This window comes from Synechococcus sp. MIT S9509, from assembly GCF_047303035.1.
Lineage (GTDB): Bacteria > Cyanobacteriota > Cyanobacteriia > PCC-6307 > Cyanobiaceae > Synechococcus_C.
The window spans coordinates 2378046-2402469 of record NZ_CP138940.1 but is presented as its reverse complement, the minus strand read 5'-3'; the positions used below and the strand labels follow the sequence as shown (position 1 = coordinate 2402469).

Here is a 24424-nt window from a genome sequence, read left to right as displayed (position 1 = left end):
GACCATAACCCATTTGTAAGCAGCCAGTAATGGTGATGATCAACGAGCATTATCGAGGCTCTCAAATCAAGGGGGTTTCTAGCAGAAAGGGTAATCATTCCAGTCTCAATTCCAATATCTTTCTGGCGCAGCGACTCTGTACGACAATTCAATCACTGCTTTCTGCGAGGCCAGCAGACCGCATGCAGAAAAGGCAAAACGAGCGAATGGTACAGACAGCAATATCGGCCCTAAATACTTAAATGCTCGCTATGTTTTTTGTGGCAGCTGTTCCCAACAAGACAACCTCAATATGCTTTATCTCTGCCGGTGCTTGGATCAGCCGGAGGTGGTGGGGACTACTGGGAGAATGTGATGGCCGTCAATACCGAACAACGTCACCGCATTGAACGCTTGGTGGTAAAGAAGCTGTTCAGCAGGGTGAACGGAAAGCGATTGACGATTCTCGGTTTACCTTAAAGTCCTACAGCAACTACACCCATGAAGCTCCCGTGATCCATATCTGCCACGATTATCTAAGGAAGAGCGCGCAATTGGTCATTCTTAATTCCAAAGTGGGAGCAATCAGTTAGCTCGGGACCAACCATGAGGCTGCGCATCAGGCGAACGGCCTTAGTGGAAGCAAGAGATAGACTGAGGCCACCAGCATCAAGGATGCTGTGGTGGGCACAGATGACATTTTATGTTCGAACAGTTTCACGAGAGTGTTCTCAATTGGCTGGATCTGGCGGAACGAATGCGACTCCACTTGAAGGTAGATACGGGAGTCGCTCAAACTGAATAGGCGAAAGCGGCGGTCATCAGACTTTGGCAAGTGAGAGACAGAGAGGGCTGAAGTCACATGCGATTCCTGCGAAGATTGACATGATCTTTCAAAGATTTCCCGGCAAGTGCGCAATCTATTAACACTTGATTCTACATATTTGCCTATAGTCATTTCGAAGATTGAAATATTTCAAACAAGGAATCTCACAAGGGAAGAATAAGCCAACCCGACTTCAAGCGTCCACGGAAAGAGCTTACAATTAAAGCATTATTATATACATATGCAACTGCCAATAGGTCATTCAATGTACAATTCACCCTAAGTCGGCACTTTTCGAGTTAACAGACTTAAGCGCCTCAATATATTGACAAACCATACCTTTTGATTAAAATCCGCACAAGAGTGCAAAATGCCCGACCTAGACCAATGCGATGCTCAGAGCATGATTCACGCTTAAAAAAGCAAAATACTCTTCAGGCGATTGCATACATTTTCAACAATAGCTTTGAATAAAATACAAATCACTTGCAAAACAAGAAACTTATGCGGATTGCCGCAGCCTAGACAGCCTGGGCGAACACAGAACGCAGCCTAGATACATTCAACTGCGCTTGAATTTGCGTGCAATGAAAATACTTTTGCTGCAGAAGCTCGCAATTGTTTGCATTTTTTTAGCACAAAACAACTCAAGCAAGATCTTTGCGCACGAAGTTATAATTTCTAGGCCTGAGGATTAATTGGCCTGCTGAATAATCTTACTCAAGCTACTAATAAAATATCACTGATCCACCTATACCACTTGCATGGTAAAATGTAAGTAGTATTTTGCCAATCAATTAAAAACCACGCGCCCACCTCGCTCATTTTTCGGCAAATGCAAAAACCTTATCTGCTAACTCTCAATCAAAATCAAGGCTATTACTGGTCTAAAAATGAGAAAGAATTTCTCTCGGCATTAGGCAATAACGCGGGCAACATGGTATTCGGATCTGCAATGCAGCGAGTCTTGAAAGGTGGTTTCCCTGCAAATAGCATGCAAATTCCAAGCCGCAAGAAGTTTGACTCTACTGGTTGTGATGGCATAGTTATCGCAGCAGCTAATTGGCTTCAACCGAGAGTTGATCTTGGCTTACAATTACAACAATTGAAGAAATTAAATACCTCGGTTGTAATTTGTGGACTGGGTGCACAATCGATTGACAACAATATTCCAGAGCTTAATGAAAACACAGTTAAATATTTAAAACTAATTTCGGATAGCTCCAATTATATTTCAGTCCGAGGAAATTTTACTGCCGAAGTTCTTGCAAACTACGGCATACATAATGTAATTGTTACCGGCTGTCCTTCACTACTATGGCATGTAGACCATCCTGCTGCAATACAAAATAAACCTATAATTCTTCATGACAACAAAATAAGCATGAATGCAACTATACCGGCTAAGGATTTTTCAAGAAAAATTCTTGATAAAAGGATGATTCTTGCAAAACATATGGTCAAAAATTGTATTGAACAAGAAACGGACTTAGTGGTTCAAACAGAATTGCCAATGATGCGCTTTAAGAATGGCAATCAAGTCAAAAAAGATTTAGAGTATTTGTCTCCACTCTTTCATCCATACACGATTGAAGATAGTCAGAAATGGGCTACAAAGCATGTCAAATATTTCGGATCAGTTTCAGATTGGATTGCATATTGCGCCAATAAAAGTTTTGTACTCGGCACACGTCTCCATGGTGTAATCACATCGTTACTTGCTGGAACACCTTCAATGCTTGTTACACACGATCAACGGACGATGGAAATGTCACGAAAAGCTTCTATTCCTAATATAAGCTCTGAAGAAATATTATCAATGACAACTTATGATTTTGCTGAATTACGACAAAGGATAGATATCGAAGCTTTCAATCATAGACAAAAATTATATTTTTCGGACTTCAAAGATTTTTTTCGCTTAAATGATGTTCCAACTTCGTTGGCCTGAAATTTACTTATTCATCAAAAAATTAAAACATGAACGACGTATTTGAAACCAAAGACAAGATCCTGTTTTTAGAAGGGGGAAACCATTCAGTATTCGAATTATTCTCTGAGGAAAGTTTCAACAAGAAGGAAAAAAAAATTAAGAAGAATGCAAGCATTTATGCAAGAAACCTAAAGTCAAGAAAACGCCACTGCGAGAAACTAAAAATACCTTTTATAAATCTTATCTTCCCCGATAAATGTGTTGCCTTTTCTCAACACCAAGAACTTTTGCCGTATAATTTAAAATCTCTTTTTTTAGACTGCTATCTTCAACAATACCCTGACATCAGCACAACTACTGAATATTTGCTGAAGGAATTAGCAGATCCTAATTGCTGGTTAAAAACCGATACCCATTTATCCCCAGAAGGTCGTATAGCTGCGACCAAATCAATTACAAGCTCCAGATTGTTATTTGATCAAGATCAAATACTTCTTAATAAGCGACGACTCGAAGGCATAGAAAACCAAGTCATGAATAAAAAATACATTGGTGATTTGGGTAGAAAGCTAGTACCTCCTTGTGAAGAATTGATTAAATGTCATGCTATTTATAGCGATTCATCACTTTTTAAAAAAGCCAATAATGGCATTAGCTCCGGCAACGAAGGAATTATTGAAATCATTGCTAGCCAAATAGGCTTGATTGACTCTAAACTACTTATTTTTGGTGATTCATTTATGCGCCAACAATTAGAATCTTTATCTTTAATTTTTAACAAAATTATTTTTATGAGGACAAGATATTTTCATGATGAAATCGTATCAGATATTCGCCCTGATTTTGTAATTACCAGCTGTGCTGAGCGTTACCTAAGTTCTATATCTCCTGATAGTGAAGCTCCTAATTTTTATTATTACCCTTATTTAAAGCGAAAAGCACTTAACCCCAGCCCATCCTTTTTTGATCTATGGGAAGAGATCTTAGAACGATGAAGAAATTAATATTATTTCTGGGTGGCCCTAAGTGCGGTTCATCTGCAATTCAAGGATTATTATTTTTCAATAGAGCTAGGCTTTTTAAGTTAAATCAACTTATATACGTAGACAAAAATTTTGGTAGGGATATTAACCTTGCGACATCACACTCACGCATGCTGTCAAAACTACAAAGCACGGATTATAGTGACATGTGTGTAATTTTTCGCAATCTTTCCCTGTCAATGAGTGAAGGTGAATCGTGCATATTTGCAACCGAAGGGCTATGCAAATTAAACTATATAGACCATTATGCAAATCTTTTTTCAGGAGCCAGTAAATATTTTTCAAGTATTGAAATTATCATCTATGTGCGAAATCAAGTTGAATTTATCCACTCTGCATGGAAACAATGGGGTATTAAGCATAAAGTTTATGATATGAACGACTATGTAGGACATTGCTTGAAAAAAGATTTTGGAAACTGGCTGCGAATAATAGACGCATACAAGAAAATCCCTAAAAGCAATATTATTGTCAGACCTTTTCAAGGCATACTTTTTAAAGATAAAAATATTGTGAATGATTTCATGAGCCAAATTAACATTTCAAATTCATTTATAGAACAAAACCCACAGCACAACGTTAATATCTCTTTGGACGATTTTACCATGAATGCTTGCATTAATGCTTGCAGAATACATGGAATTGAACCATTAAAGTTGATAAAATACATTAAAAAAGAGTTTAATATACCTCCAATGAAGCTTGACTACTTGATGGACAGTAAAATCAGCAGCATGATAAGCGCACACTTTGCATCTTCCAATACTGAGCTTGTTTCAAAATATGGAGAAGATTTAGAGGCAATCTTCTCTGGCCAATATCTTAAAAATTATGATGGCGCTAAGTTTAATCCAAAAGATTGTCTTGAAAGATATGAAATAGTTCAAAAAGCAATTCAAAAAATAAACACAAGCGATTATTGTTGATTAGTTTTTAGAGTATGTAAGCTGTCAATTGATTGAAATCTACATGACTCGTGTTAATAAAATTGCCAGATGCATATTAAAGAAGATTAGATATATATTTTAGATTTTTCAGATTTTTTGTATTGCATATATTGCCCATCCCACCCCGTTAAGTCGCTTTGAATACTCAAAATTTCAACGCAGGTCTTCGGTCTTCAAAGCACACAGCATGATATAGTGAGGAGAGACTTTAAAAATATGTTAAAGAAACTCTCTGTATGTGAAAAACAAAATGAATGGATATTCGACAAAAGAGCACATAAATTAAAAATTCAATCGGCCTTAGAAGATATAAAAACATCCACTGCAGAGCGGATAAAATCTTATCGAATAAAACTTGAATCATCATCCAAGCCAAATAACATCATACTAACGAACAGTAAATTTACAGTCGCAATAGTTGCTCACTTGTGTGGCGAAAATATATTTGGAGGAGAAAGAAGCTACTTAGACCTGGTAAATGCTTATTTCAGACTCGGCTATAGGACCATATCTATAGTGCCCTGGAATAGTTCCAGGGTAATGATAAGAGAAATTGCAAAAATCTCAGCAAAAGTCATAGAATTAGATTATAAAGTCTCAAGATCACTAAGCTTAAACACAGATTATGTGAAAATATTTGAAAAAATAATAAAAGACGAACATATAGACATAATGTATATCAATACAATTACCTTACCTGAGCCTGCAAAAGCTGCAAAAAATTCTAATATTCCTTCCTTAATTCATGTAAGAGAGCTGCCTTTACAGGATCCTAAATTGTGTGAAGCATTCAATATTAATGCAAAAGATTGGTGCAAAAGAACATCTGAACTGGCTGATGTACTAATTATGAATTCTGAATACACATATAAAGCATTCGAAGGACATACAGGGCAATCTAGGAAGAAAGTATTAAACAACACTTTTGGCAGCAATTCTTATTTGAATAGGGAAATTTCATATCAGCCGGGCAGATTACGTTGTTGCATTATAAGCTCCAACCTTAAAAAGAAAGGCATATATGATTTCTTTGAAATAGCTAAAAAATGCGATGAACTCAATCTTAATATTGAGTTCAACATATACGGCCCTAGTACTGATGTCACTGAAGAAATAATCATCCAATGCAATCAAGAGAATATTACAAATTTACATTTTTGCGGCTATCTTACTGATCCTAATCTTGCCTTTAGTAATAACGATATTTTATTTTCAATATCCTTATTTGCTGAATCCTTTGGCCGCACCGTGGTTGAAGCTTTGCGTAGTGGTGTCCCAGTATTTGTTCGTAATTTGGGTTGTCCACCTACGCTTATTGAACACAATAAAAATGGATTTATTCTTGACCATGACGTAGTAAAAAGCTCAATCAAATATCTTACTGAATTATTAAGTTACGACAGTAACCAATTTCTAGAATTAAGCAGAATATGTATTGAATCGGCAGAAGTTTATTCTATGAAAAATTATCAGAAAGAACTCCATGAGATTACTAAAGATGTTATTAAAAGTTTTAAAATTTTGCCTAAAGAGTTGTTTTCTAAAGATGTAGTATTCAGGAGAGAAGCTGCTCAGCCCAGGCTTAATGCAGGTGATTCAAATGAATTTAGATTGGGTTATTTTTGTTGGCATTTTCCTGTTCCTTCTGAGACTTGGGTATTGAATGAGCTTCAAGAACTAAAAAAAAGAGGCATACATGTAGAAATATTTTGCAAAGGCTCTCCTTATCCAGACTTTGATCCAGACCTGGGATTTCCTGTGACAAATGTCAGGTCTCCCGAGCAACTTGCCAAACTTATTATTGAGCGAAAAATAAATCTAATTCATGCCCACTTTATACATCCAACTGTTTCGAATTTTGTTTGGCCAGCATGCAAGCAATCAAATACTAGATTCACATGTACTGCACATGCTCAGGATATCTTTAAATACGATTCCGTTAAGGAGAATAAGTTGTCTGAGTGGAGCAAGAGTAACCTTCTTGTCAAGATCTTTACACTTTCCTCCTACCATATTGATTGCTTGATTGATCAGGGTTGTCCGGATGACAAAGTTACAATCCTGCCTAATTCCATCGACACGTCATATTTTTCAAGTATTAAAATTTTTCCTGATCAAGTGAGATCTGAATTTACTGTTGTATCTATAAGTAGATTTGTTGAAAAAAAAGGAATAGAGTTGCTAATAAAAGCGGCAAAGTTTTGCCCTAATGTATCCTTTTTAATATATGGCTACGGAGAGCTAGAGGAGTCTTGTATTCAGCTTATACGTAATCTAGATCTCAACAATGTACAGTTAATGGGTAGAATTGAAAGTCGTGAAGAACTAGTTAGGGTCTTGAGTAAAACATCACTTTTCTGTTGTCCTTGCATTAGAGCAAACAACGGAGATATGGATGGAATACCTACTGCGATAATAGAGGCAATGGCTTCTGGAATTCCTTGTTTAACAACCAGTGTATCTGGAATTCCAAGCTTGATCAAAAACGGATTTAATGGTTTTTTATGTAATCCAAATGAAAAAGACATTGCTGAATCAATCTCAAAAATTCAGAATTTAACGACTGATTCTTTATATAATTTAAGAAAAAATGCTCGATTTGCTTCGCAAAAAAATCACGATGTTGTCACTACAATAGACAAGGCATTGTCTGTGTGGACAAATGACGAAGTTGATATAGGTATAGTATCCTGGAACAATCTAAGAGAGTTGGCTGAGGTAATAGATAGATTATATAAATATACTACTGCACCTTTTCATTTGGTTATTTGTGATAACGCGAGTGAATCTTCAACTGTTGAATATCTCTACGCCTTATATAAAATCTATCCAAATTTTACGATTAAATTTTGTTCCACAAATAATTTTGTTGGCCCAGGCACAAATATCTGTCTGGATCTAAGCAATAATCCGGTCTTTATATATGTTTGCGGCAAAGAGGGCATGGCTCTAGATCATGGTTGGGAATATTTATTCTCAAAAAGAATAAATGAACCACAATCTCCTAAGATCGGCTTGGTTGGGACAATGACTTACAATCCTAATTATCTCTCAGGACGCCAAATACAAGAAGCTGACTTTTTTACAAAGATAAGGGCTCAAGAATTTGTAATAGCCAATCCTGATGTTCAATTCAACCAAATTCAGGGTGGTTTGTTCGCAATTAATCGACGTATGTATGACTCTATTGGTGGTTTTTCATATACCCTGCCTCATAATCATACGGACGTTGAATATGGACTGTATGCATCTTCCAAGGGCTGGAAACACAAATATATACTTGACAACATTTCGGTGTGGAACAAGAGCAATCCAAGTGTTTACGCGCGCATCAATTGCAATACCAGTGCTTTTCATCCATCGTCTTATGACGATTTGAAGTTAGTCAACACATTGATTGAGGGCAAGAGGTGGATTTGTAATATTTGCGAGTCACACCATAATGCTACTGATTCGTCAACAGTATGCCGTTCATGCAGTTCTACTTCACAAGAGCGCTTGATTTGGAAACAACTTGTGAATTCTAATTTATTGAATAGAAGACTTCTAGCTCTTATTATAGGTGACATTAACTCACTCAAAAAATTATTTGACATTCATTTTCAAGGTCCACGCTTACCAACACTTGATTCTTCGCTTTATAAATCCAAAGACTTTAGGTTAGAAAATCCCTCAAATCGTTTTGATCTTTGCATTTTGATGCAGCCAATTGAGTTACTACAAAATATGCCTTGGGTAATCGATGAGATAACACGCACATGCAAGGAGGATGCAAATTTTGTTGGCTTCTCGAGTAAATCTACCGTTGATGCCCCCACTAATAAATTGATTACCAATATTGTTAACGGTTCAGCTGCCAAGGCGATTACAGAGATTACCTGCTGCTATGTTAACCGTATTAATTCTTCCATTGCGATTAACAATACGAATAAATGAATCAACCCAACTTTTTTTTAATTGGTGCACAAAAAACCGGTACCACCTATCTTTCAACTATTTTGCTAAAGCACAGAGAAGTTTTTTTCTCTAATCCAAAGGAACTTTTCTTCTTTAACAAAGATTGTATCAATCAAAACGATTATCGTGATTATTGTGATAAATATTTTTTATCTGCAGCGAAGCGCATAGGTGAAGGCTCTACGACTTATCTTCAATCTTCGATAGCCCCTCGTAATATCAAAAAGTTCGTACCTAATACCCCCTTGTTTATAGTCTGCCTTAGGCATCCTCTCGAAAAAGCAGTTTCATTTTTTATCCACAATTGGAGAAGGGATCGTTATCCTACTGATTGTAGTATTTTGTCCGCGGGTGCTTCCAATAGACAACTTTCTCCTCTTTATTCAAGCTTTTATGCTGACGGTATCCAAAATTGGCTAGAAACTTATGATTACCAAAGGCATCAATTCTTATTCTTGCAACAAGAGGAGTTGTCGGCAAACTCAGACTCTTTTATTTTAAAAGCTACCGAATTTCTTAATATTTCTCAAAGTAAGTATAAGACCTCGAATAAAGTAAATCGTGGACTTGTGCCTATACAAAACGATAAGTTAGATAGTCTTGATTTTCAAATTAGTGACTCAACAAGCGGCGCCGTGAAGTCTGTTTCTATACCCTTGCGTGATCTCAAAGAACTTCACTACAAACTGCTTGATCAAAAAGACAAGGTTGAAGCTTTGACAGGATTATCGCTTTCTCACTGGGAGAGCTTTCCATATGGGACTTAAGACTTTTCGTTAATTCTTAAAAAACATTGCGTATGCATTCAATTAAATGATTTAATTTTTTAACTTTGCACCTGATTGCGGCTGATGCATGAGCATGCATGTTTCTGTTTAATTAATACGCGTCACTTGATTTGAGCAAATAAATTTATAAACAACACCTCGCCTTATGCATTTTATGACTGCTATTTTTAATTTTTTGAATCATTTGCTTTTAAAGCCGCTTCAGGTCATGATTAACCCTTTTAATCTCGAAATCGTTATAGCATATATATTAAATAAATACTTGCTAATGTGCATTTCATAAGAATACAACAAAAAAATTCTATTTAAGATTAATCAAGTAATCCATTTGAGCCCAAGGGGTCGTCCATCAGAACAACATCGCTCACTTTGAGGTGGCCACCATGGCTGTAGAAAATTACAGCATCTATTCCACCGGCCACGATACCGATCAAGAGCTAATTGAGCAGTAGCAGACTCATGTGATCCCCTACTTTGACTTTCATGATGCGTGAGTACAACATTATCTGGGATGATGCAGCTGTAACCTAATTGTGAAAGTCTAACGCAGAGATCCACATCATTAAATTCGACCGGTAGTCCCTCATCCAAACCGCCTAGCCTTTCCAACAACTCCTTGCGAATCATTAAACAAGCACCAGTCACAGCACCCCATCCAGTGAGCAAGCGACTACGGCCGCGATGCACATTATGTTTTGGATTCAGATTTCTATAAGCATGATCAGCAGAGTTATTCATCCCTACCACAACCCCTCCATGCTGAATCGTTCCATCTGGATAGAGCAACAACGCACCAACAGCACCTACACTCGGTCGAAAGGCCTGTGCCGCCATCGCTTCAATCCAACCAGAATTGATAGCCTCAACATCGTTATTAAGAAAAAGTAACAATGCACCCTTAGCCTGAGCCGCAGCCAAATTATTTAAACGGCTCCAATTGAAAGGCTCGTTACAACGCAACACCTGAATTCTCTCCCTCCATTGCTTAAACAATGCAAATATGGCAGCTTCATCTGATCCGTTGTCAACAACAATTATCTCCAACTCAAGACCACTTTGTCTTGACTGTGCTGTGCTGCTCCACAGGCTTGTCAGACACTTATCCAATAAACCGGCCCCATTACGCGTGGGGATGATCACTGAGCAGCTATAGCTTTTAGGTAATTGCCATTGTAATTGAAAACATCCTGATAATTGCGTATGGAGTTGCACAGATTTAATCCGTTCTCCTCGTCGCTCCAAATAACGCTTCAAGGGTGCTGGTGAGAGTTCTTTGGAGGGGCCGGCGTGAACAAGAATCAGTGGGATGTGTCTAATTTTCGGTTGTTGTTCAAGTGCCACAAGCATCCAATTCCATATTCCTTGTGAATCGGAAGGAGGTAATGGCAATTCCTTATCACGCAGCCAGCTCATCCGCCAAAGGCTGAAACCGCTCAGCCAAGGACTACTCCAAAAGCTTTCCTCTACCCAGCCAGGCTTGAACCAAGGATCAATCCGTCTCCCCTTGAAATCAAGTCGATCTTCATCGGCATAAATCAAGTCCGGCTGTTGCACCGGTGTTTGGCTGAGGTCGCTGTGGTGGCTAATCGGTTGAACGTCCCCTTGCAGAGGCAACTGACCAGCTAGCCAGTTCTCCACGGCCTGCAGGGCACCGGGCCGCAGCGAAGCACCTTCTGCCAGCAACACCAGCCAACCATTCGCAGGCCATGGCGACTTACCTAGAGGTGCTGGCGTTGGCTGAAATGACGCATCACTGTGCAAGGCTCGCAAAGATATTTGGCCTTCGCCATATGGAGCTAACGACCAGAACTGCTCGTTCATGCATACGCTGGCAGGGGGAAGGCGAGGCTCGTGATGCTTAATCCAATAGCGATAGGTGTAGGGTCCAATGCCATCCGCGAGGTGTTCACCTCGGGATTGCTGCAACCAACGGGCTGAAGCCAATTGATTGCGAATCCAGCCTTCCGAAGGCATCGCGGCCAGCGCATGCTCAAACGCCTGAACAGATTGTCCCCAGCAATTGAGCTCCAGCAGCAATTCTCCAGCGGCAAACCAGTTCCAACCAAGACTGGGATCGAGCTCACAACTGCGTTGTTGCGCAGCCAATGCGTCTTCAAGCTGATCATTGGCGCGTAAAACCTTGCCAAGTAGATGGTGCGCAGCAGCATGACTAGGAACCTGTTCCAACACCTGCTTCAAAAGCGGCTCAGCCGCTAACCAGTGCTCGTGTTCAACGGCAAATACCGCAGCCTCATACAACTTTTGCCAGGGCTGGATTAGCAAATCCAAACGAACCAGAAATTACAACCTCCATTTTTGCCACCAACCCAAGTCCTGATCAAATATTTGACAACATGCCGAGTCCAGCCTTCTTGAGCAAAACGGCAACCAAGGAGATGCGTATGAATGCTGCAGGATCTGAGATCACCTCATCATTCAACTTGATAAGAATAGATAATGTGGAAAGTAGTTGAGTCCTAATGGTAGAATTTGACAAAGCGCAACAACTCCTCCATGCAGCCTTGACAGAGCCAAAAAACTGGGCACAAAACTTCGAGAGGGCCACCTCCGTATTGAGCACAACTCAATGGGAAATCGCTGCCTCAGTGGTTGTGCTAGCTATCCTCATAGCCATTTGGAAAAGAAAAGATTCAGAGCTGACAAGTAATAATCAGGATCTAAAGACTGTCAACAGTCAAAAACTAGAAGACTCGAAGAACGAAATTGAGCGTTTGAGCAATCAACTTAAGATTCGTGAAAGCGAACTCATAGAATCCAAAGAAGAAGCAGAGCTAAATCTCCTCCAGCTTCATCAAGTTCAAGAAGAGTTTGAAAAACTCTTCCTGGAAAGCAAGGACGTACCGAAACAAGAAATTGAGCAACTGCAACAGCAACTCGACACGCACAACAACGAATTCAATCGGCTGCAGCAGCAACTCGACACGCGCAACAACGAATTCAATCGGCTGCAGCAGCAACTCGACACGCGCAACAACAAATTCAATCGGCTGCAGCAGCAACTCGACACGCGCAACAACGAATTCAATCGGCTGCAGCAGCAACTCGACACGCGCAACAACAAATTCAATCGGCTGCAGCAGCAACTCGACACGCGCAACAACGAATTCAATCGGCTGCAGCAGCAACTCGACACGCGCAACAACAAATTCAATCAGCTGCAACGGCAACTCGACACGCGCAACAACGAATTCAATCAGCTGCAACTGCAACTCGAAACGGGCAACAACGAAATCAATCAGCTGCAACGGCAACTCGACACGCGCATCAACGAATTCAATCAGCTGCAACTGCAACTCGAAACGGGCAACAACGAAATCAATCAGCTGCAACGGCAACTCGAAATGCGCAATAGCGAGTGCAAAGAAGCTCGTGAAGAAACAGAATTAACACTTCTACAGCTTAATCAGGTACAAGAAGAGCTAGAATATTATTTTTTGGAAAATCGAGACTTGCAGAAGAAACTCGAAACGGGCAACAACGAAATCAATCAGCTGCAAAGGCAACTCGACACGCGCATCAACGAATTCAATCAGCTGCAACGGCAACTCGAAATGCGCAATAGCGAGTGCAAAGAAGATCGTGAAGAAACAGAATTAACACTTCTACAGCTTAATCAGGTACAAGAAGAGCTAGAATATTATTTTTTGGAAAATCGAGACTTGCAGAAGAAACTCGAAACGGGCAACAACGAAATCAATCAGCTGCAACGGCAACTCGACACGCGCATCAATGAATTCAATCAGCTGCAACGGCAACTCGAAATGCGCAATAGCGAGTGCAAAGAAGCTCGTGAAGAAACAGAATTAACACTTCTACAGCTTAATAAGGTACAAGAAGAGCTAGAATATTATTTTTTGGAAAATCGAGACTTGCAGAAGAAAATGGAATCTGCGAACACCATTAACCCGTTACAACAAGAACGTGCGAACACCATTAGCCCGTTACAACAAGAACAACTGCAGCGCATCAAATCCAAATTACTGAAATTATTTTTGGCATCGCCTCAGACGAAGCAAGGGAATAAAGAGCAAATCACAGAGATTCCACACCTCATTCAACTCTTGCTAAGACAGCAAAAAAGTCTTCGCCGCTTTAAAGCCCTCAGCTCTAAATCTAAGAGCGTTTAATATTTTAGAAATACGACATTTCTCCATTAACAACGCTCTTTAAAGATTGAGTTGGTTCTACAAAACCTTTCGATTCAGCTTCAAGCTGATCCAACAGAGCTTCAATCGAATTCAACTCTTGTTCCAAAGCGGAAGTATTCACTTCTTCAGGATCTGTCTGAGATGAGTCATTGCCGATAAACGTCAACAGATCGGGCAGCTTGGAGTTCAGCACCTCATCATCCGGTGAATGGATCAACGCCTGACGTAGCACCGAAAATGCCTCAGATAATTCGCCACGCGCTTGAAGCTGTTCCACTCGATTCAGCATCACCAAAGGCTGCAGTTTTTGCCATTGTTCTTCGATTACAGCATGGGGCTCACCATGGCGGCGGCGAGCTTCCTGCAGCTCAAGCACCGCCAATTGTTGCTGCTGCAATTCCATCAGCACTTGAGCGGCTTCAAACGGAGCCCAAGCAAAATCCGGCAACTGCTCAGCCGCCTTGCGTTGTTGCTCCAGCGCTTCTTCCAGCCGACCGGTATGCCTGAAAGCCTTACCAAGAAAATGGTGCGGCCAGCCTCCATCGCTTTCATTGTTGACGGCCAACTCCAAATAAGGAATGGCCTGATCCCATTGGTTCAACTCCACCATCCCCTGGCCCATCATCAGGTCACTGCCATGGGGCCAAAGCTGATAGCGATTACGTGCTTCCAACAACAATTGAGTCAAAGCAGCCCAATCACCCAGCTGACGCAGCACCAGGATCGCGCGCTCCATTACACCAGGAGTGGTTGGCGCCTGCTGCACTAATGCCTCAGCAGTAGGACGCGCTGCGGCGAACTGTTGCTGCTGAATCAGTCCGTCCAGCTCCTTTAGAGCCAATGTTGTACTGGTTGTCGAAGTCATAGGAATCTCTCTTTTCAAGTTTGCTGAGGTCTTAACAGCTGCTGGTAGAGCAGCGATGCCTCGCGGTAATCACCCTGATCCTCAAGCGCATCAGCCAAATGCTGCAACAGATTGAGGTCTTCCGGTTGAGCCTTCTGCAATGCTTCCAGTAAAGCTAACGCCGCCATGCGTAAAGAGCTGTCCTTCTCGCTGCCCTCAAGGCCTTGTTTGGCCCAACAAAGCCAGCGCTCAAGCGGATTGGCCTGAGGATTCAACTGGAACCATTTCAATCGGAGCTGGAGAGCACCGGCCAGGAAGCCTGATTTGGCCTCAGCAGCTGAAAGATTGCGCAATAATGGTTGCTGGCTTCTGCTCTGAAGGTTGTCAAATCCTTCAGACCACACACCCCTTAGCTGATCAAGAGCGCCTTCAACATCACCCTGGACAAGGCGAGCGGCTCCGACATTAATCTGTATCTCACGATCATCCGGAGCTACAGAAGAAGCCGCTTCAAAACTTTTCAGACCATCTGTGGCATTGCCTAAGAGCATCTGGGCTTTTCCTAACAGGCTCAAACCGGTTGCCGGCAGCTTCCCTCCATTGGATTCCGACAATGCGCGCAGGCCTGCCATCACTTGCAAGGCATTCTCTTTACTGAGCTCGGCTGACAATTCAGCGATTTGTATCTCTATTGAAGGCCTTGCAAATGCAGCCTCAGTGGAAGACTCAGCCGACTTATTCTCCTTTGCTTGCCCGATCGTTTCCGCTGCTTTGAGCAAGCCATTCAATGCATCCATGGGCAAGCCAGCACCCACTGAGTTGGTCGCCGATGCTCCCAACTGCTGCTGAAACGCCTGACGTTCTGCTAGCAAGAGGGCCACTGTTTGGCGATAGAAGGGAACTGCCAGCTCCATCGCCCCGCGGGTGTTCATCTCCTCAGCCATCGCGTAGTAACGATCTGCAGCCGAGCCATCGATTTCCGATGTGGGCAGCTTCATGGATTGATTGATATCAGTCCCGCTTGTTTTAGAACTTTCAGGCAGAGAAGCACGCCGGGTTGGCTTTTTTTCAGCTGCCGATCGGCGATTGGCTCGGCGTCTGTTGGATCGAGGCATGCACCCTTACACGATTTGAAGATCATCTCAGACCTGAGAACATGGGCTGGTATCTTTACGCAATTTGTGTGGCCTCAACCATCAGCGTGGTGCTGCCGATGCGCAATGCCTCAAACTGGCTACCGGCTCTGTTGGCAGCACTAGTACGCGAATGGCACACAGGCTTTGAGCTGATCGCCATAGACGATGGAAGCCATGACGGAAGTGCCGAATTGCTTCAGCGCCTTTGTGCCCACTGGCCTCAGGACCGTTGGCAGTTGCTGCAGAGTAGCAGTCGTGGAGTGTCGACAGCACGTAACGATGGTATTGCTGCCAGCAGATCGGAGCTGATTGCATTTCTGGATGCAGACGATCGACCCTTACCTGGCCGATTGAGCCTGCCACTGCAGGTGCTCACCAAACGGCCAGAACTAAGTCATGTCCAGGGAGGATGGTGGCGGTGCAATGCCAGAGGCGAGCTACTTCACAATGTGAATCCCTGGGAAGAAACAGCAGGATTCAGCTGGAGGCAATGCATGGAACAGAAATCGGTATTGCCCAGTGCCTGGACCATTCGCCGCCACGCACTGCTTGCCGTTGGAGGATTCGACCAGCAATTGAGGCATTCTGAAGATGTGGATCTACTCCTAAGGCTGGCGGCTGCCGGACATAAAGGTGACTGGATTAAGAAAGAGTTGGTGCGTTATCGCATCCACAGCGGCAATGCCAGTGGTCACCTGCGGCCTCAATTAGAAGGCCTCCTCGAAGTGATGAACCGCCATCTCAAGATCCTTCCCTCCAGCGATGGCTGGGCACAGGAGCAGCGTTACAGCACCACCACCTGGGCGGTTTGGCAAGCCTGGCAGGCCGGCGATCAAGAGTTTGCCCTGGAGCTGCTGCAACTGGCCCTGAAAGAATGTCCTTATCCCTTGGTGCGTCGGCCCGTGCATCTGATTGAAGTGATGGCCCGCAGCAGTGCCCGCATCGGTGAGCTCTTCGATCGCGACCAGCTGCTTAGCAACAAGTTCTGGCAACAGGCCGAACCGCTTTTATTGTCGAGATGACCTGTCAGGCCACAGCCTGCGCAGACCATGCTCAGGCCCTCGTTGATCTGGAAGCCGGACGGCCGCTAGCAACCCTGAAAATCTGGCGGCAGCTTTTGCTGATCGATGAGGCAGCTGTCCGGAGTCACCTCAAAACAGCAGAGGCAACCCTCAGTGCAGATGCCATCGCTCCAATCCGCCGTCAAGCCATCAGCCTTGCCCACAGTCTGCTTAGCCATGCCCCCGGCGAAGCGGAGGTGAATCAACTGGGGATGTTGCTGCGTGGCTGGGGAAGCCTTGCGTTGCAGGAAGTCCCAAGTCGGGCGGTGCAGTTACTGGAAAGAGCCTGGAGCTGCGGCCATGACCCACAACTGGATCACCAACTCGCCAGCCTCCATGCACGCCTGGGGTATGTCACAGGCGCCCACTGGCTGGCTCCACCACCTGAAGAACTGGAGTTCTGGCCTCAGGTGCCCTGCTCCTGTGAGATCTGCCAAACCAAGCCAAGGCCGGCCGATCCGGAGCTCCACATCCATGCCATCTCAGGGGGGCGAATCCTCGCGCAACGCCGGCGCAACCCTTGGCACCACAGCCATGGAGTCGGTGTCTGGGATCAGAAAGGCACTCTGCAGACATCGCTCAGCCGCCATTACCCCTGGCCCTGGCCGAACTGTCCGTATCAACAAGTCTTTGAGCAGACAAGCCGCCATCTTCTGGATGCAGCCGCCAAACAGTCGCCACCGCCGCTGCAGGTGGAGGGCCCAGTGCTTGCTGTGGCTGAATTATCAGGAGAAATGTATTTCCATTGGCAGCTGGAATTACTTCCCCGCCTGGGACGAATCTGGAAGGCCGCTATTGAGCGCTGGCCCAAACTGCGTCTCTGGCATAACGGTGGCGAAAGCCCCTACGTGAAGGAAAGCCTCACGCGCTTAGGAATACCTTCCGAGCGACTGTTGCCAAGCGACGATCACCTGCAAGCAAACACTTTGCTGGTGCCGAGCTTTGCGGCCTACTTCGGCAGGCCCTCAACCGCCAACATGAAATGGCTGGAACAATTCTGGGCGGTAGCAGAGCAGCCAGAACAAAGTTCCCTCTGGCTAGGCCGTGCAGGTGCCGTTCGCCGTGCCGTCTTAGAGGAAACACAGCATCGGCAAAAAAATGGTGTCGACCTGATGAAGCAAGGCAGTGTTTTGAACCAACTACACCAAGTGGCGAGAAGCAACAGAGTGATCGCACCGCATGGTGCTGCCATGGCAAACCTGATCGCCGCAAGCCCTGGCACAGAAATTCTGGAACTGGTCAATCCCGCCTATCAACCCACTTACTTCAACGACCTGATCAAACACCGACGACTACTCCACCATCGACTGGAAGCAGCTCCAACACCCTTACCACTGCAGGAGTTGCTGTATGAAGGACCCTTGTCCTTTCCCATCGATCTACGCCGGGGAGCGAGCCCCGCTGCAGAAGCCCTGGCATCTTGGACAGCATGAGCAAATCAGCGTTGCCCTCCGATCTGGTCCAGGCCCTTCATGACCTGGCAGAACAATCCGAACCAGCGCCTGAGCCATTCGAAAGAGTTGCTCGCTGGCGCCGAGCCTGCGGCGATGCCGAAGCAGCTGTAACTTGGCAGACCTGGAGCCTGCTCCCCCCCCCTGCAGAAGAATTACGTAGCGCCCTGGCCACGATCTGGAGTGGGGTCGGCGAAATCGATCAAGCAGCAACCCTGGTAAGCACAACCTGTGGCAAAGAATCCCTCAGCTGGCTTCAACTCACTCTGCTGATTCAGAAGGGCGACTTGGAGCAGGCCGCAACGATGCAAAAGCAGTTGTTGAAAAGCCCGCCCAGTGTTGAGATTGCTGATTTGTTGGATCTCTTGCGACTCTGGCAGCAAAACAAGCGCAGTTCGCAGGCTCTGGAACTGTTGGACCCACTGCTGGGATGGATCAAGCAGCGAGGCGAAACCCCCACGATTCAGGTTTGTCTGGCCATTGCTGATTTGCTGGAACAACAACAACGATTTGATGAAGCAGAGCCGTGGTGGCAACGCAGCCATGCGATGCAGCCAACCTATGCCTGGCCCCTGATGCGCCTAGGCCAACAGGCTCTGAGAAAAGAACAACCTGCCGTCGCTTTCCACTACGCCAGCCAAGTGCTCGATCGCAACCCAGACCACAACTTCGCCCCACGCCTGCAACGCAAGGCACTCAAAACCCTTGGAGCAAAACGCTCTCTTGCGCTACTGGATGGCACCCCCCTATCTGAATTGGCCAGTGCTCAAATCCAAGATGGACCCGAGCCGCAATGGTGGAAGGGTTGCACGAGTCTTGCTCTGATCGGTTTTGAAAACACCGCCCTGCTGAGCAGTTGGTACGAATACCTCAGCGAACAGAATTCCACCGAACTAAGTCATCAAACCTTGAGGCTCTGGTTGATTGCCAGCCCTGATCCCTTATGGCTTCAACTCAAAGCTCAAAACTTATTCGAGACGTTGGCGCAGCCTTTACTGATCAAAAGTTGGCCGGTCTGGGATGAGCAACGGCATGGAGACGTCAACAGAAGGCTCGAGGCCATTGATGAGGTCCCCTTTTGGCGCGAGCAGGAGCAAAGTGAATGAGCACGCACTGGAGTGACTATCGAAAGTCTGCGCGTGAAGGAAAACTCAGCCACGCAAATCTCTTAAAGCTGCTTAAGGCTCAGGCTGCAGCAAATCACTGGGCGAGGATTGATCGTTGGCTCCCCCTGCTTCTCGAAAAATCTGTATGTGTTGGGGAACGCAAAGGCAGCGCGATTGCTATCTCGTCCTGGCTTTTACAACAACGTCGAGCAGAACTAGCCAACGCATTGCTCAGCCAGCTGAAGTGGAACGACGCCGGGGCCGCCGAATGGCTGCTGCGCGGCAAAGTTGAACATCGAATAGGTGATTTAGAAGCTGCCGAAAGACACCTAATCAAGGCCTCGGCACTGCCTGGAGGCCAACCGGAGGCGGCCTATCGGTTAGCTCAGCTCTATCGATCCTCCGGCAACTTCGACAAAGCAGCGACCTGGTATCTAGCGACGCTCACATCAGATCCAGAACCGTTTGTTATCCACAACGAACTTCAGTTCACACGTTGCTCGGACAAGCTTCTCCCCGAACTGGTGAGTTTCTACCAAGGGCTTAGCGAGCTTCAGCCTCACAGAGCAATCGTGGCGCAATTTCATGCTCATTACCTCTCAAAACAAGGCGAAATCACGCGTTCCATCGCCGAGTCCCGTCGAGGAGCGCGCTTAGAAATTAAAAATTTTCAAGACAAGCTTTCACCGCCTGAAGACGAACCCACACCACCTGATTTTCTAATCCTAGGAACGCCCAAAGGAGGGACAACTGCCACTTTGCGCTGGCTGGATCACGTACCAAATATCTGGTGTCACCCTCGCAAGGAGTTACATTTTTTTGATGGACGATTCGAATTTGGGAGTGAGTGGTACTTCGCCCAGTTCCCAAGATTTCAAAACGACGCCAACATCATGCGAGGCGAAGCCACACCAAATTATTTCAGCAATCCTGACACCCCCGAACGTGTTGCTCAACTGATGCCAAAAGCCAAGCTGGTGGTGCTGCTGAGAAACCCTGTCGCACGCGCTGTGAGCTGGGTGCAACATCTTCAGCGGCTGGAGGGCCTTGATGGCAGCGTGGCCCACTGGCTGGAACAGGAACTCGATCAACTAGAGCTACTTAACGCAAAACAGCTGGCCAATCACCCACGCATTGGCACTGGCGCCCTGCAGGACAGCTGCTACGACCTTCACTGGCAACGCTGGCGGCATGCCCTACCTGCCAATGCACCATTGCTACTCTCCAGCGACCGGCTTTTCAAGAATCCAGGAGAAGAGCTCAATCGTCTTCTCGAATTTCTCGGCAAAAAGGGGGATGCACGCCCTTGGCTCGAGCACTGGCGGCCGTTAAATGTGAATCCATCGGCTTCAGAAGCGCTGCCAGTAGACCTGCATCAGCGCCTCGAGCACTTCCTGCAGGCTCAATGTCAGCAAACCCTGGTTCTTGCCAATCATCCGAAAACGTAGTCACAGCAACAGTTTCTACCCGAAGCGCTGATGGGTAGAAGCCGTTTCTGCATAAAACCAGCAGATCCGAACCAGCTTCAAAATTGGCCGAGTGACAAAGCGGATTACCTACCTTTATTATCTATTGACAGATTATTGATAGCCGTGTCTGCCTTCATCACCTCTATCGCTCCTATCTCAGTAGACACGTCGGTACAGCCTCCAGCAGGAACGACTACAGAAGCCAGCAGCGGTGAATCCATTGTCGTTACTGATCCCAACGCGAACGTCAATGATCCAGTTGAAGTTGTTGCCCCAAGCACAGGCGTCGTTAATATCGCCGCTGGTACTGAGGGTGCTGACATCATTGTTGTAGGCGATGGTGATGCAGTTGTTGAAATTAGTAACGCTGTAGATGCAAACGGTAATCCGCTCGCTGGATCGGGTTCAACTTTCCAAATCGATGAAAATTACCAGGGCTCAGTGGTTGCCAACCTAGAGGGTGCCATCACAGACGGCTCCAAGGTTGATACCAGTACCGAAACCTTCTCCGGTAACACGATTGCCGACGCAGCTCCCAGCAACGCAACCGACGAATTTGATTTCTACGTCAACACTGGTGCAGCCGATGACGAGATCGGAGGTAGCCAAGGCAGCGACTTCATCCGCGCTGGTGCAGGCGATGATGTTGTCAATGCTGGAGCAGGAAATGACATTGTCCGTCTCGGATCCGGTGACGACTTAGCTACCTTGGGAGAAGGTGATGATGTTGCATACTTCACTATCGACCAGCTTCAGGGTGATCAGCTCAAGGTGATCACTGACTTCGATGTTTCCGGAGATGACAAAATTCAACTTGATGGTGATCTCGAGGGACTTGTCGATATTGATGGTTTAGGCACGAACTCAATCACCATTAATCTCTCAGGTGATCAGTCAGGTAGCACCACGATTGTTTCCGAAGGTGAAGTCATTGACGACGACGACGTTGAATTCGTCTGAATTATTTACCAAGTGATTCATTAATTATGTTTCATGTTCCGCTGTGGGTGCTTGGAATGCACCGCAGCGGAACTTCTTTTTGTGTTCGAGCTCTTCAAGGCCATGGGGTCGGCCTACCTTCAAATTTGCTCGCAGCAGCAAGTGACAACCCGGATGGATTTCAGGAACCCGCTGAACTGGTCGATTTGAATGAACACCTGCTCAGAATCGCAGGTGGGTTATGGGATGCCAGCTGGCCATTGCAGCTCAATGAAGCTCCCGAAGTTAAAGAACAAATCGGCCAAGAACTTCAAAACCAGCTGAATCAATGGTGCACAAGCACTAGAAGCAGTGTTCAGCATTCAACTTCAACAGGTCTATTGGCTCTCAAAGATCCCCGTCTTTGCCGGACGTTGCCCTTGCTCGCTCCATATCTTGAACAAAATGCATTGAGGTATGGCATCGCCATTATTCGCAATCCCAATGCTGTGGTGTCTTCCTTGCTGGAGCGCAATAGAGATGACATGTCACCCTTGAAGGGTTTTGCATTATGGATGCGCTACAATCTTGAGTTGGTTAAATGCCGCAACATCAACCCTCTAATTAGTAATTGGCCCGTCATTTCATTTGAATATTTAGTCAAAAACCCCCTGGACACCTTGCAGCCCATCCTTCAGCAATGGGAAAACGAAGGCTTGCTGGTTAGGCAGCAGCCCCAACGAAATTTGATCTGTAAACCAGCAAAACTCGCAACAAATCACTTATCGCAATTACCCAGAGATTGGCTCGAATTAGGCCATTTGTTTTATGCAAGTCTTCAAGGCAGCAAAACTTTGAAGGATGTGCAGGAAGATTTAATCCAGTCTGTGCAACAATGGCTTGAAAATACTCCAAAACTGAGCAACGAACTTCTAGTACTAGAAGCAAAAAGACGTGCTCATCTTGGCGAATCTTTGGCAGCTGAGCGTTTACTCAGTTGGCGAAACCTATAACCGGAGGACGCAAGTAATCCTGCAACTCTTGAGGATCAACCAATCCAGCCTTGCCACCTGCCAGCAAAAGGGGGTCGAGCATCTGCTTTTCGTTGCTTTCCAAAAGCCATCTCTTGATGAAAGGGCAGCCATCCATTAAAAGAGGAATAGCCCAATAATGAGCTGTTGAGTAAAAATTAAGAGAACTCAATCCTGTGCTTAACAACTGTTGCTGAATCCATACAGCCGCCGGCTCCGAACAATAGTGCTGCAGCTTTTCTAACAACTCACGGCTTGCAATCTGCCCCCTCAGCTGACTCACCGGATGCAAGGCCCGTAACGCAATACCTTGATTCAAGAGCAGCTGAGACAAACCGATTTCCCCTTCTCTAATCGCCACTGACATACCACCCCAACCACGATAGGCTCGCCAAAAAGAATCCCACCAAGGCTGCTGAATCACAGCTTTAGGTAAATGCAAACCATAACTCTGCAAGTGATAAGCATTCTGAAAACAATCACTGAAACCCAAAACTTCCTCGCCCTGATAGTCCACAAAGCTTGGCCAACTGGTGGCCTCTAAATCCACCACCGGATAGACGCTGTCGTTGAGAAGTATCAGTTGCTCAAGAGCAGATCCAAAATGCCGATGCTGCAGCCAGAGCCATCCATCCTGAAAAGCTCCAAAATCTCGACCCTCATTGTGGCGTCGCAACCAACCAATTCCATTTTTGTCGCACCACGACAGAGCATCTGAATCAAGGCTTCCAGTCAGCAAGAGCACTGGCCAACCGCGAGCCCGCAAATCAGCCAATTCACGCCGAATACAGCGCTGAAGCCAACCTCGAGGGTGGTAATGAGAAAACAACACAAGTTTCTCAACCCCATGTTGGAAACCCTCTGGCAGCTGTGATTCATGCACTCGCTCCAGAGCATTTATTGCGGCCAGCTTTTCACGTTCGCGAGGTAAACGAAAAGGGACCAAACAACGTTGCCAACAGCCATAAACTTGCTGAATTCCACGACGTAGTTCTTGCTTAAGGCGGAGCTGAATACCCATCAGTACAGCTCATCAGTAAGCGGCTCTTTACTGAAATAATGACCAGGGAGGAATGGTGTACCGGTATTAATGCTGGTGGCTTTCGAACAGAACGCATCCTGCGCAAAACGAGCCAGTACGAAACGGAAATCAATACTTGCCACGGACACACCTTCACGATTAATAGGACAGCCATGTAACCGATCGATGTGATCAAAAAGAATCACTTCACCGACTTGAAGCTCCATTGGCTCAAACTCGCGGGAAGCATCACTTCTCTCCACATGTAAAGCTGAACTTCCCCACATCGGCGTTAATGCGCAGATCGCATTGAGTTCGTAGCGGCTATGCCCGAAATCAGAGTCTCGATGAAAATTTCCAACCCAGCGGTTGTCGGGTAAACCAAAGCGGTATGTGGGGATCTGCTGCACATAGCAGGGCTCACCGATCAAGCGGACCACACGCCTGCAAAGGGCTTCATACAAACCACTCTGTTGGGAATGTTGGCCGTAAAAACGCTGGTGGGTGTCTGTACTGTTGTCATGTCCAGGCCTGAAGAGGGGGTAGGGCCCCACGTACTCATGCAGAGATTCAAGTGGAAGGCCAATGGCTTCAGCCACCGCAGAGGCAAAAGCCTGGCCTTCACTGCTGCCAGTAATACGCTGCAAATGCAGTTGTTTCCTTAACTGTTCAGCCACCGGAAGGGTGTGAACGGCAAAGCTGGTCACAGGATTTTTACCAACCAAGCGACCATGAGCTTTATCCG

At 45.3% G+C, this 24424-nt stretch carries 19 protein-coding genes; 14 read left to right on the top strand and 5 right to left on the bottom strand.

The features are described 5' to 3' along the window. Nucleotides 1–136: 136 nt before the first annotated feature. The 7 genes from SIB73_RS13430 to SIB73_RS13400 all read left to right on the top strand — a co-directional run bounded on the left by SIB73_RS13430 (nucleotide 137) and on the right by SIB73_RS13400 (nucleotide 9452). A complete protein-coding gene (locus tag SIB73_RS13430; RefSeq protein ID WP_413439795.1) occupies nucleotides 137–355 on the top strand; it encodes a hypothetical protein in 219 nt (72 codons plus the stop codon). Next, entirely contained in the window at nucleotides 310–459 is a 150-nt protein-coding gene (locus SIB73_RS13425; RefSeq protein WP_413404353.1) for a hypothetical protein, read from the top strand. The genes SIB73_RS13430 and SIB73_RS13425 overlap by 46 nt, the downstream gene beginning before the upstream one ends. A gap of 1181 nt (nucleotides 460–1640) precedes the next feature. Further along, on the top strand, nucleotides 1641–2756 hold the full coding sequence (locus SIB73_RS13420; protein ID WP_413404355.1) for a polysaccharide pyruvyl transferase family protein: 1116 nt from the start codon (nucleotides 1641–1643) through the stop codon (nucleotides 2754–2756). Nucleotides 2757–2785: 29 nt separating this feature from the next. Continuing rightward, complete coding sequence (locus SIB73_RS13415; protein ID WP_413404357.1) at nucleotides 2786–3733, top strand: hypothetical protein; 948 nt, start codon at nucleotides 2786–2788, stop codon at nucleotides 3731–3733. Further along, nucleotides 3709–4707 carry a hypothetical protein gene (locus SIB73_RS13410; RefSeq protein ID WP_413404359.1) on the top strand — a complete coding sequence of 333 codons (999 nt, stop codon included), beginning with the start codon at nucleotides 3709–3711 and terminating at the stop codon, nucleotides 4705–4707. Before SIB73_RS13415 ends, SIB73_RS13410 begins: the two co-directional genes overlap by 25 nt. Before the next feature lie 237 nt (nucleotides 4708–4944). Next, complete coding sequence (locus SIB73_RS13405) at nucleotides 4945–8664, top strand: glycosyltransferase (protein WP_413404361.1); 3720 nt, start codon at nucleotides 4945–4947, stop codon at nucleotides 8662–8664. Next, the gene (locus tag SIB73_RS13400) at nucleotides 8661–9452 is read left to right on the top strand and encodes a sulfotransferase domain-containing protein (protein ID WP_413404362.1); all 792 of its coding nucleotides are present in this window, start codon (nucleotides 8661–8663) and stop codon (nucleotides 9450–9452) included. The genes SIB73_RS13405 and SIB73_RS13400 overlap by 4 nt, the downstream gene beginning before the upstream one ends. A 336-nt stretch (nucleotides 9453–9788) precedes the next feature. On the opposite strand, the gene SIB73_RS13395 is transcribed toward SIB73_RS13400, so the two are convergent. Then, nucleotides 9789–11762, bottom strand: coding sequence for a glycosyltransferase (locus SIB73_RS13395; RefSeq protein WP_413404363.1), 1974 nt, complete (start codon nucleotides 11760–11762; stop codon nucleotides 9789–9791). Between the two features lie 191 nt (nucleotides 11763–11953). Here SIB73_RS13395 and SIB73_RS13390 point away from each other — a divergent pair, with 191 nt between their 5' ends. Next, entirely contained in the window at nucleotides 11954–13621 is a 1668-nt protein-coding gene (locus SIB73_RS13390; RefSeq protein ID WP_413404364.1) for a hypothetical protein, read from the top strand. Between the two features lie 4 nt (nucleotides 13622–13625). Here the strand turns inward: SIB73_RS13390 and SIB73_RS13385 are convergent, their stop codons facing one another. After that, a complete protein-coding gene (locus tag SIB73_RS13385; RefSeq protein ID WP_413404366.1) occupies nucleotides 13626–14507 on the bottom strand; it encodes a hypothetical protein in 882 nt (293 codons plus the stop codon). A gap of 14 nt (nucleotides 14508–14521) precedes the next feature. Next, the gene (locus SIB73_RS13380) at nucleotides 14522–15484 is read right to left on the bottom strand and encodes a hypothetical protein (protein WP_413404367.1); all 963 of its coding nucleotides are present in this window, start codon (nucleotides 15482–15484) and stop codon (nucleotides 14522–14524) included. A 158-nt stretch (nucleotides 15485–15642) separates the two neighbouring features. Here SIB73_RS13380 and SIB73_RS13375 point away from each other — a divergent pair, with 158 nt between their 5' ends. The 6 genes from SIB73_RS13375 to SIB73_RS13350 all read left to right on the top strand — a co-directional run bounded on the left by SIB73_RS13375 (nucleotide 15643) and on the right by SIB73_RS13350 (nucleotide 22640). Further along, a complete protein-coding gene (locus SIB73_RS13375; protein WP_413439626.1) occupies nucleotides 15643–16644 on the top strand; it encodes a glycosyltransferase family 2 protein in 1002 nt (333 codons plus the stop codon). Next, a complete protein-coding gene (locus SIB73_RS13370; protein ID WP_413404371.1) occupies nucleotides 16641–18116 on the top strand; it encodes a glycosyltransferase family 61 protein in 1476 nt (491 codons plus the stop codon). Before SIB73_RS13375 ends, SIB73_RS13370 begins: the two co-directional genes overlap by 4 nt. Further along, nucleotides 18113–19240, top strand: a complete 1128-nt coding sequence (locus tag SIB73_RS13365; protein WP_413404372.1) for a tetratricopeptide repeat protein — start codon at nucleotides 18113–18115, stop codon at nucleotides 19238–19240. The genes SIB73_RS13370 and SIB73_RS13365 overlap by 4 nt, the downstream gene beginning before the upstream one ends. Before the next feature lie 227 nt (nucleotides 19241–19467). Continuing rightward, nucleotides 19468–20688: a sulfotransferase domain-containing protein gene (locus SIB73_RS13360; protein WP_413439625.1), complete on the top strand. Its 1221-nt coding sequence runs from the start codon at nucleotides 19468–19470 to the stop codon at nucleotides 20686–20688. 30 nt (nucleotides 20689–20718) lie between these two features. Further along, entirely contained in the window at nucleotides 20719–21669 is a 951-nt protein-coding gene (locus SIB73_RS13355) for a calcium-binding protein (protein WP_413404376.1), read from the top strand. A gap of 26 nt (nucleotides 21670–21695) precedes the next feature. Continuing rightward, complete coding sequence (locus SIB73_RS13350; RefSeq protein WP_413404378.1) at nucleotides 21696–22640, top strand: sulfotransferase; 945 nt, start codon at nucleotides 21696–21698, stop codon at nucleotides 22638–22640. Here the strand turns inward: SIB73_RS13350 and SIB73_RS13345 are convergent. Continuing rightward, nucleotides 22621–23679 (bottom strand): hypothetical protein, encoded by a 1059-nt coding sequence (locus tag SIB73_RS13345; RefSeq protein ID WP_413404379.1) that lies wholly within the window; start codon nucleotides 23677–23679, stop codon nucleotides 22621–22623. The genes SIB73_RS13350 and SIB73_RS13345 overlap by 20 nt on opposite strands. Continuing rightward, complete coding sequence (locus SIB73_RS13340) at nucleotides 23679–24404, bottom strand: hypothetical protein (RefSeq protein WP_413404381.1); 726 nt, start codon at nucleotides 24402–24404, stop codon at nucleotides 23679–23681. The genes SIB73_RS13345 and SIB73_RS13340 overlap by 1 nt, the downstream gene beginning before the upstream one ends. Nucleotides 24405–24424 lie beyond the last annotated feature (20 nt).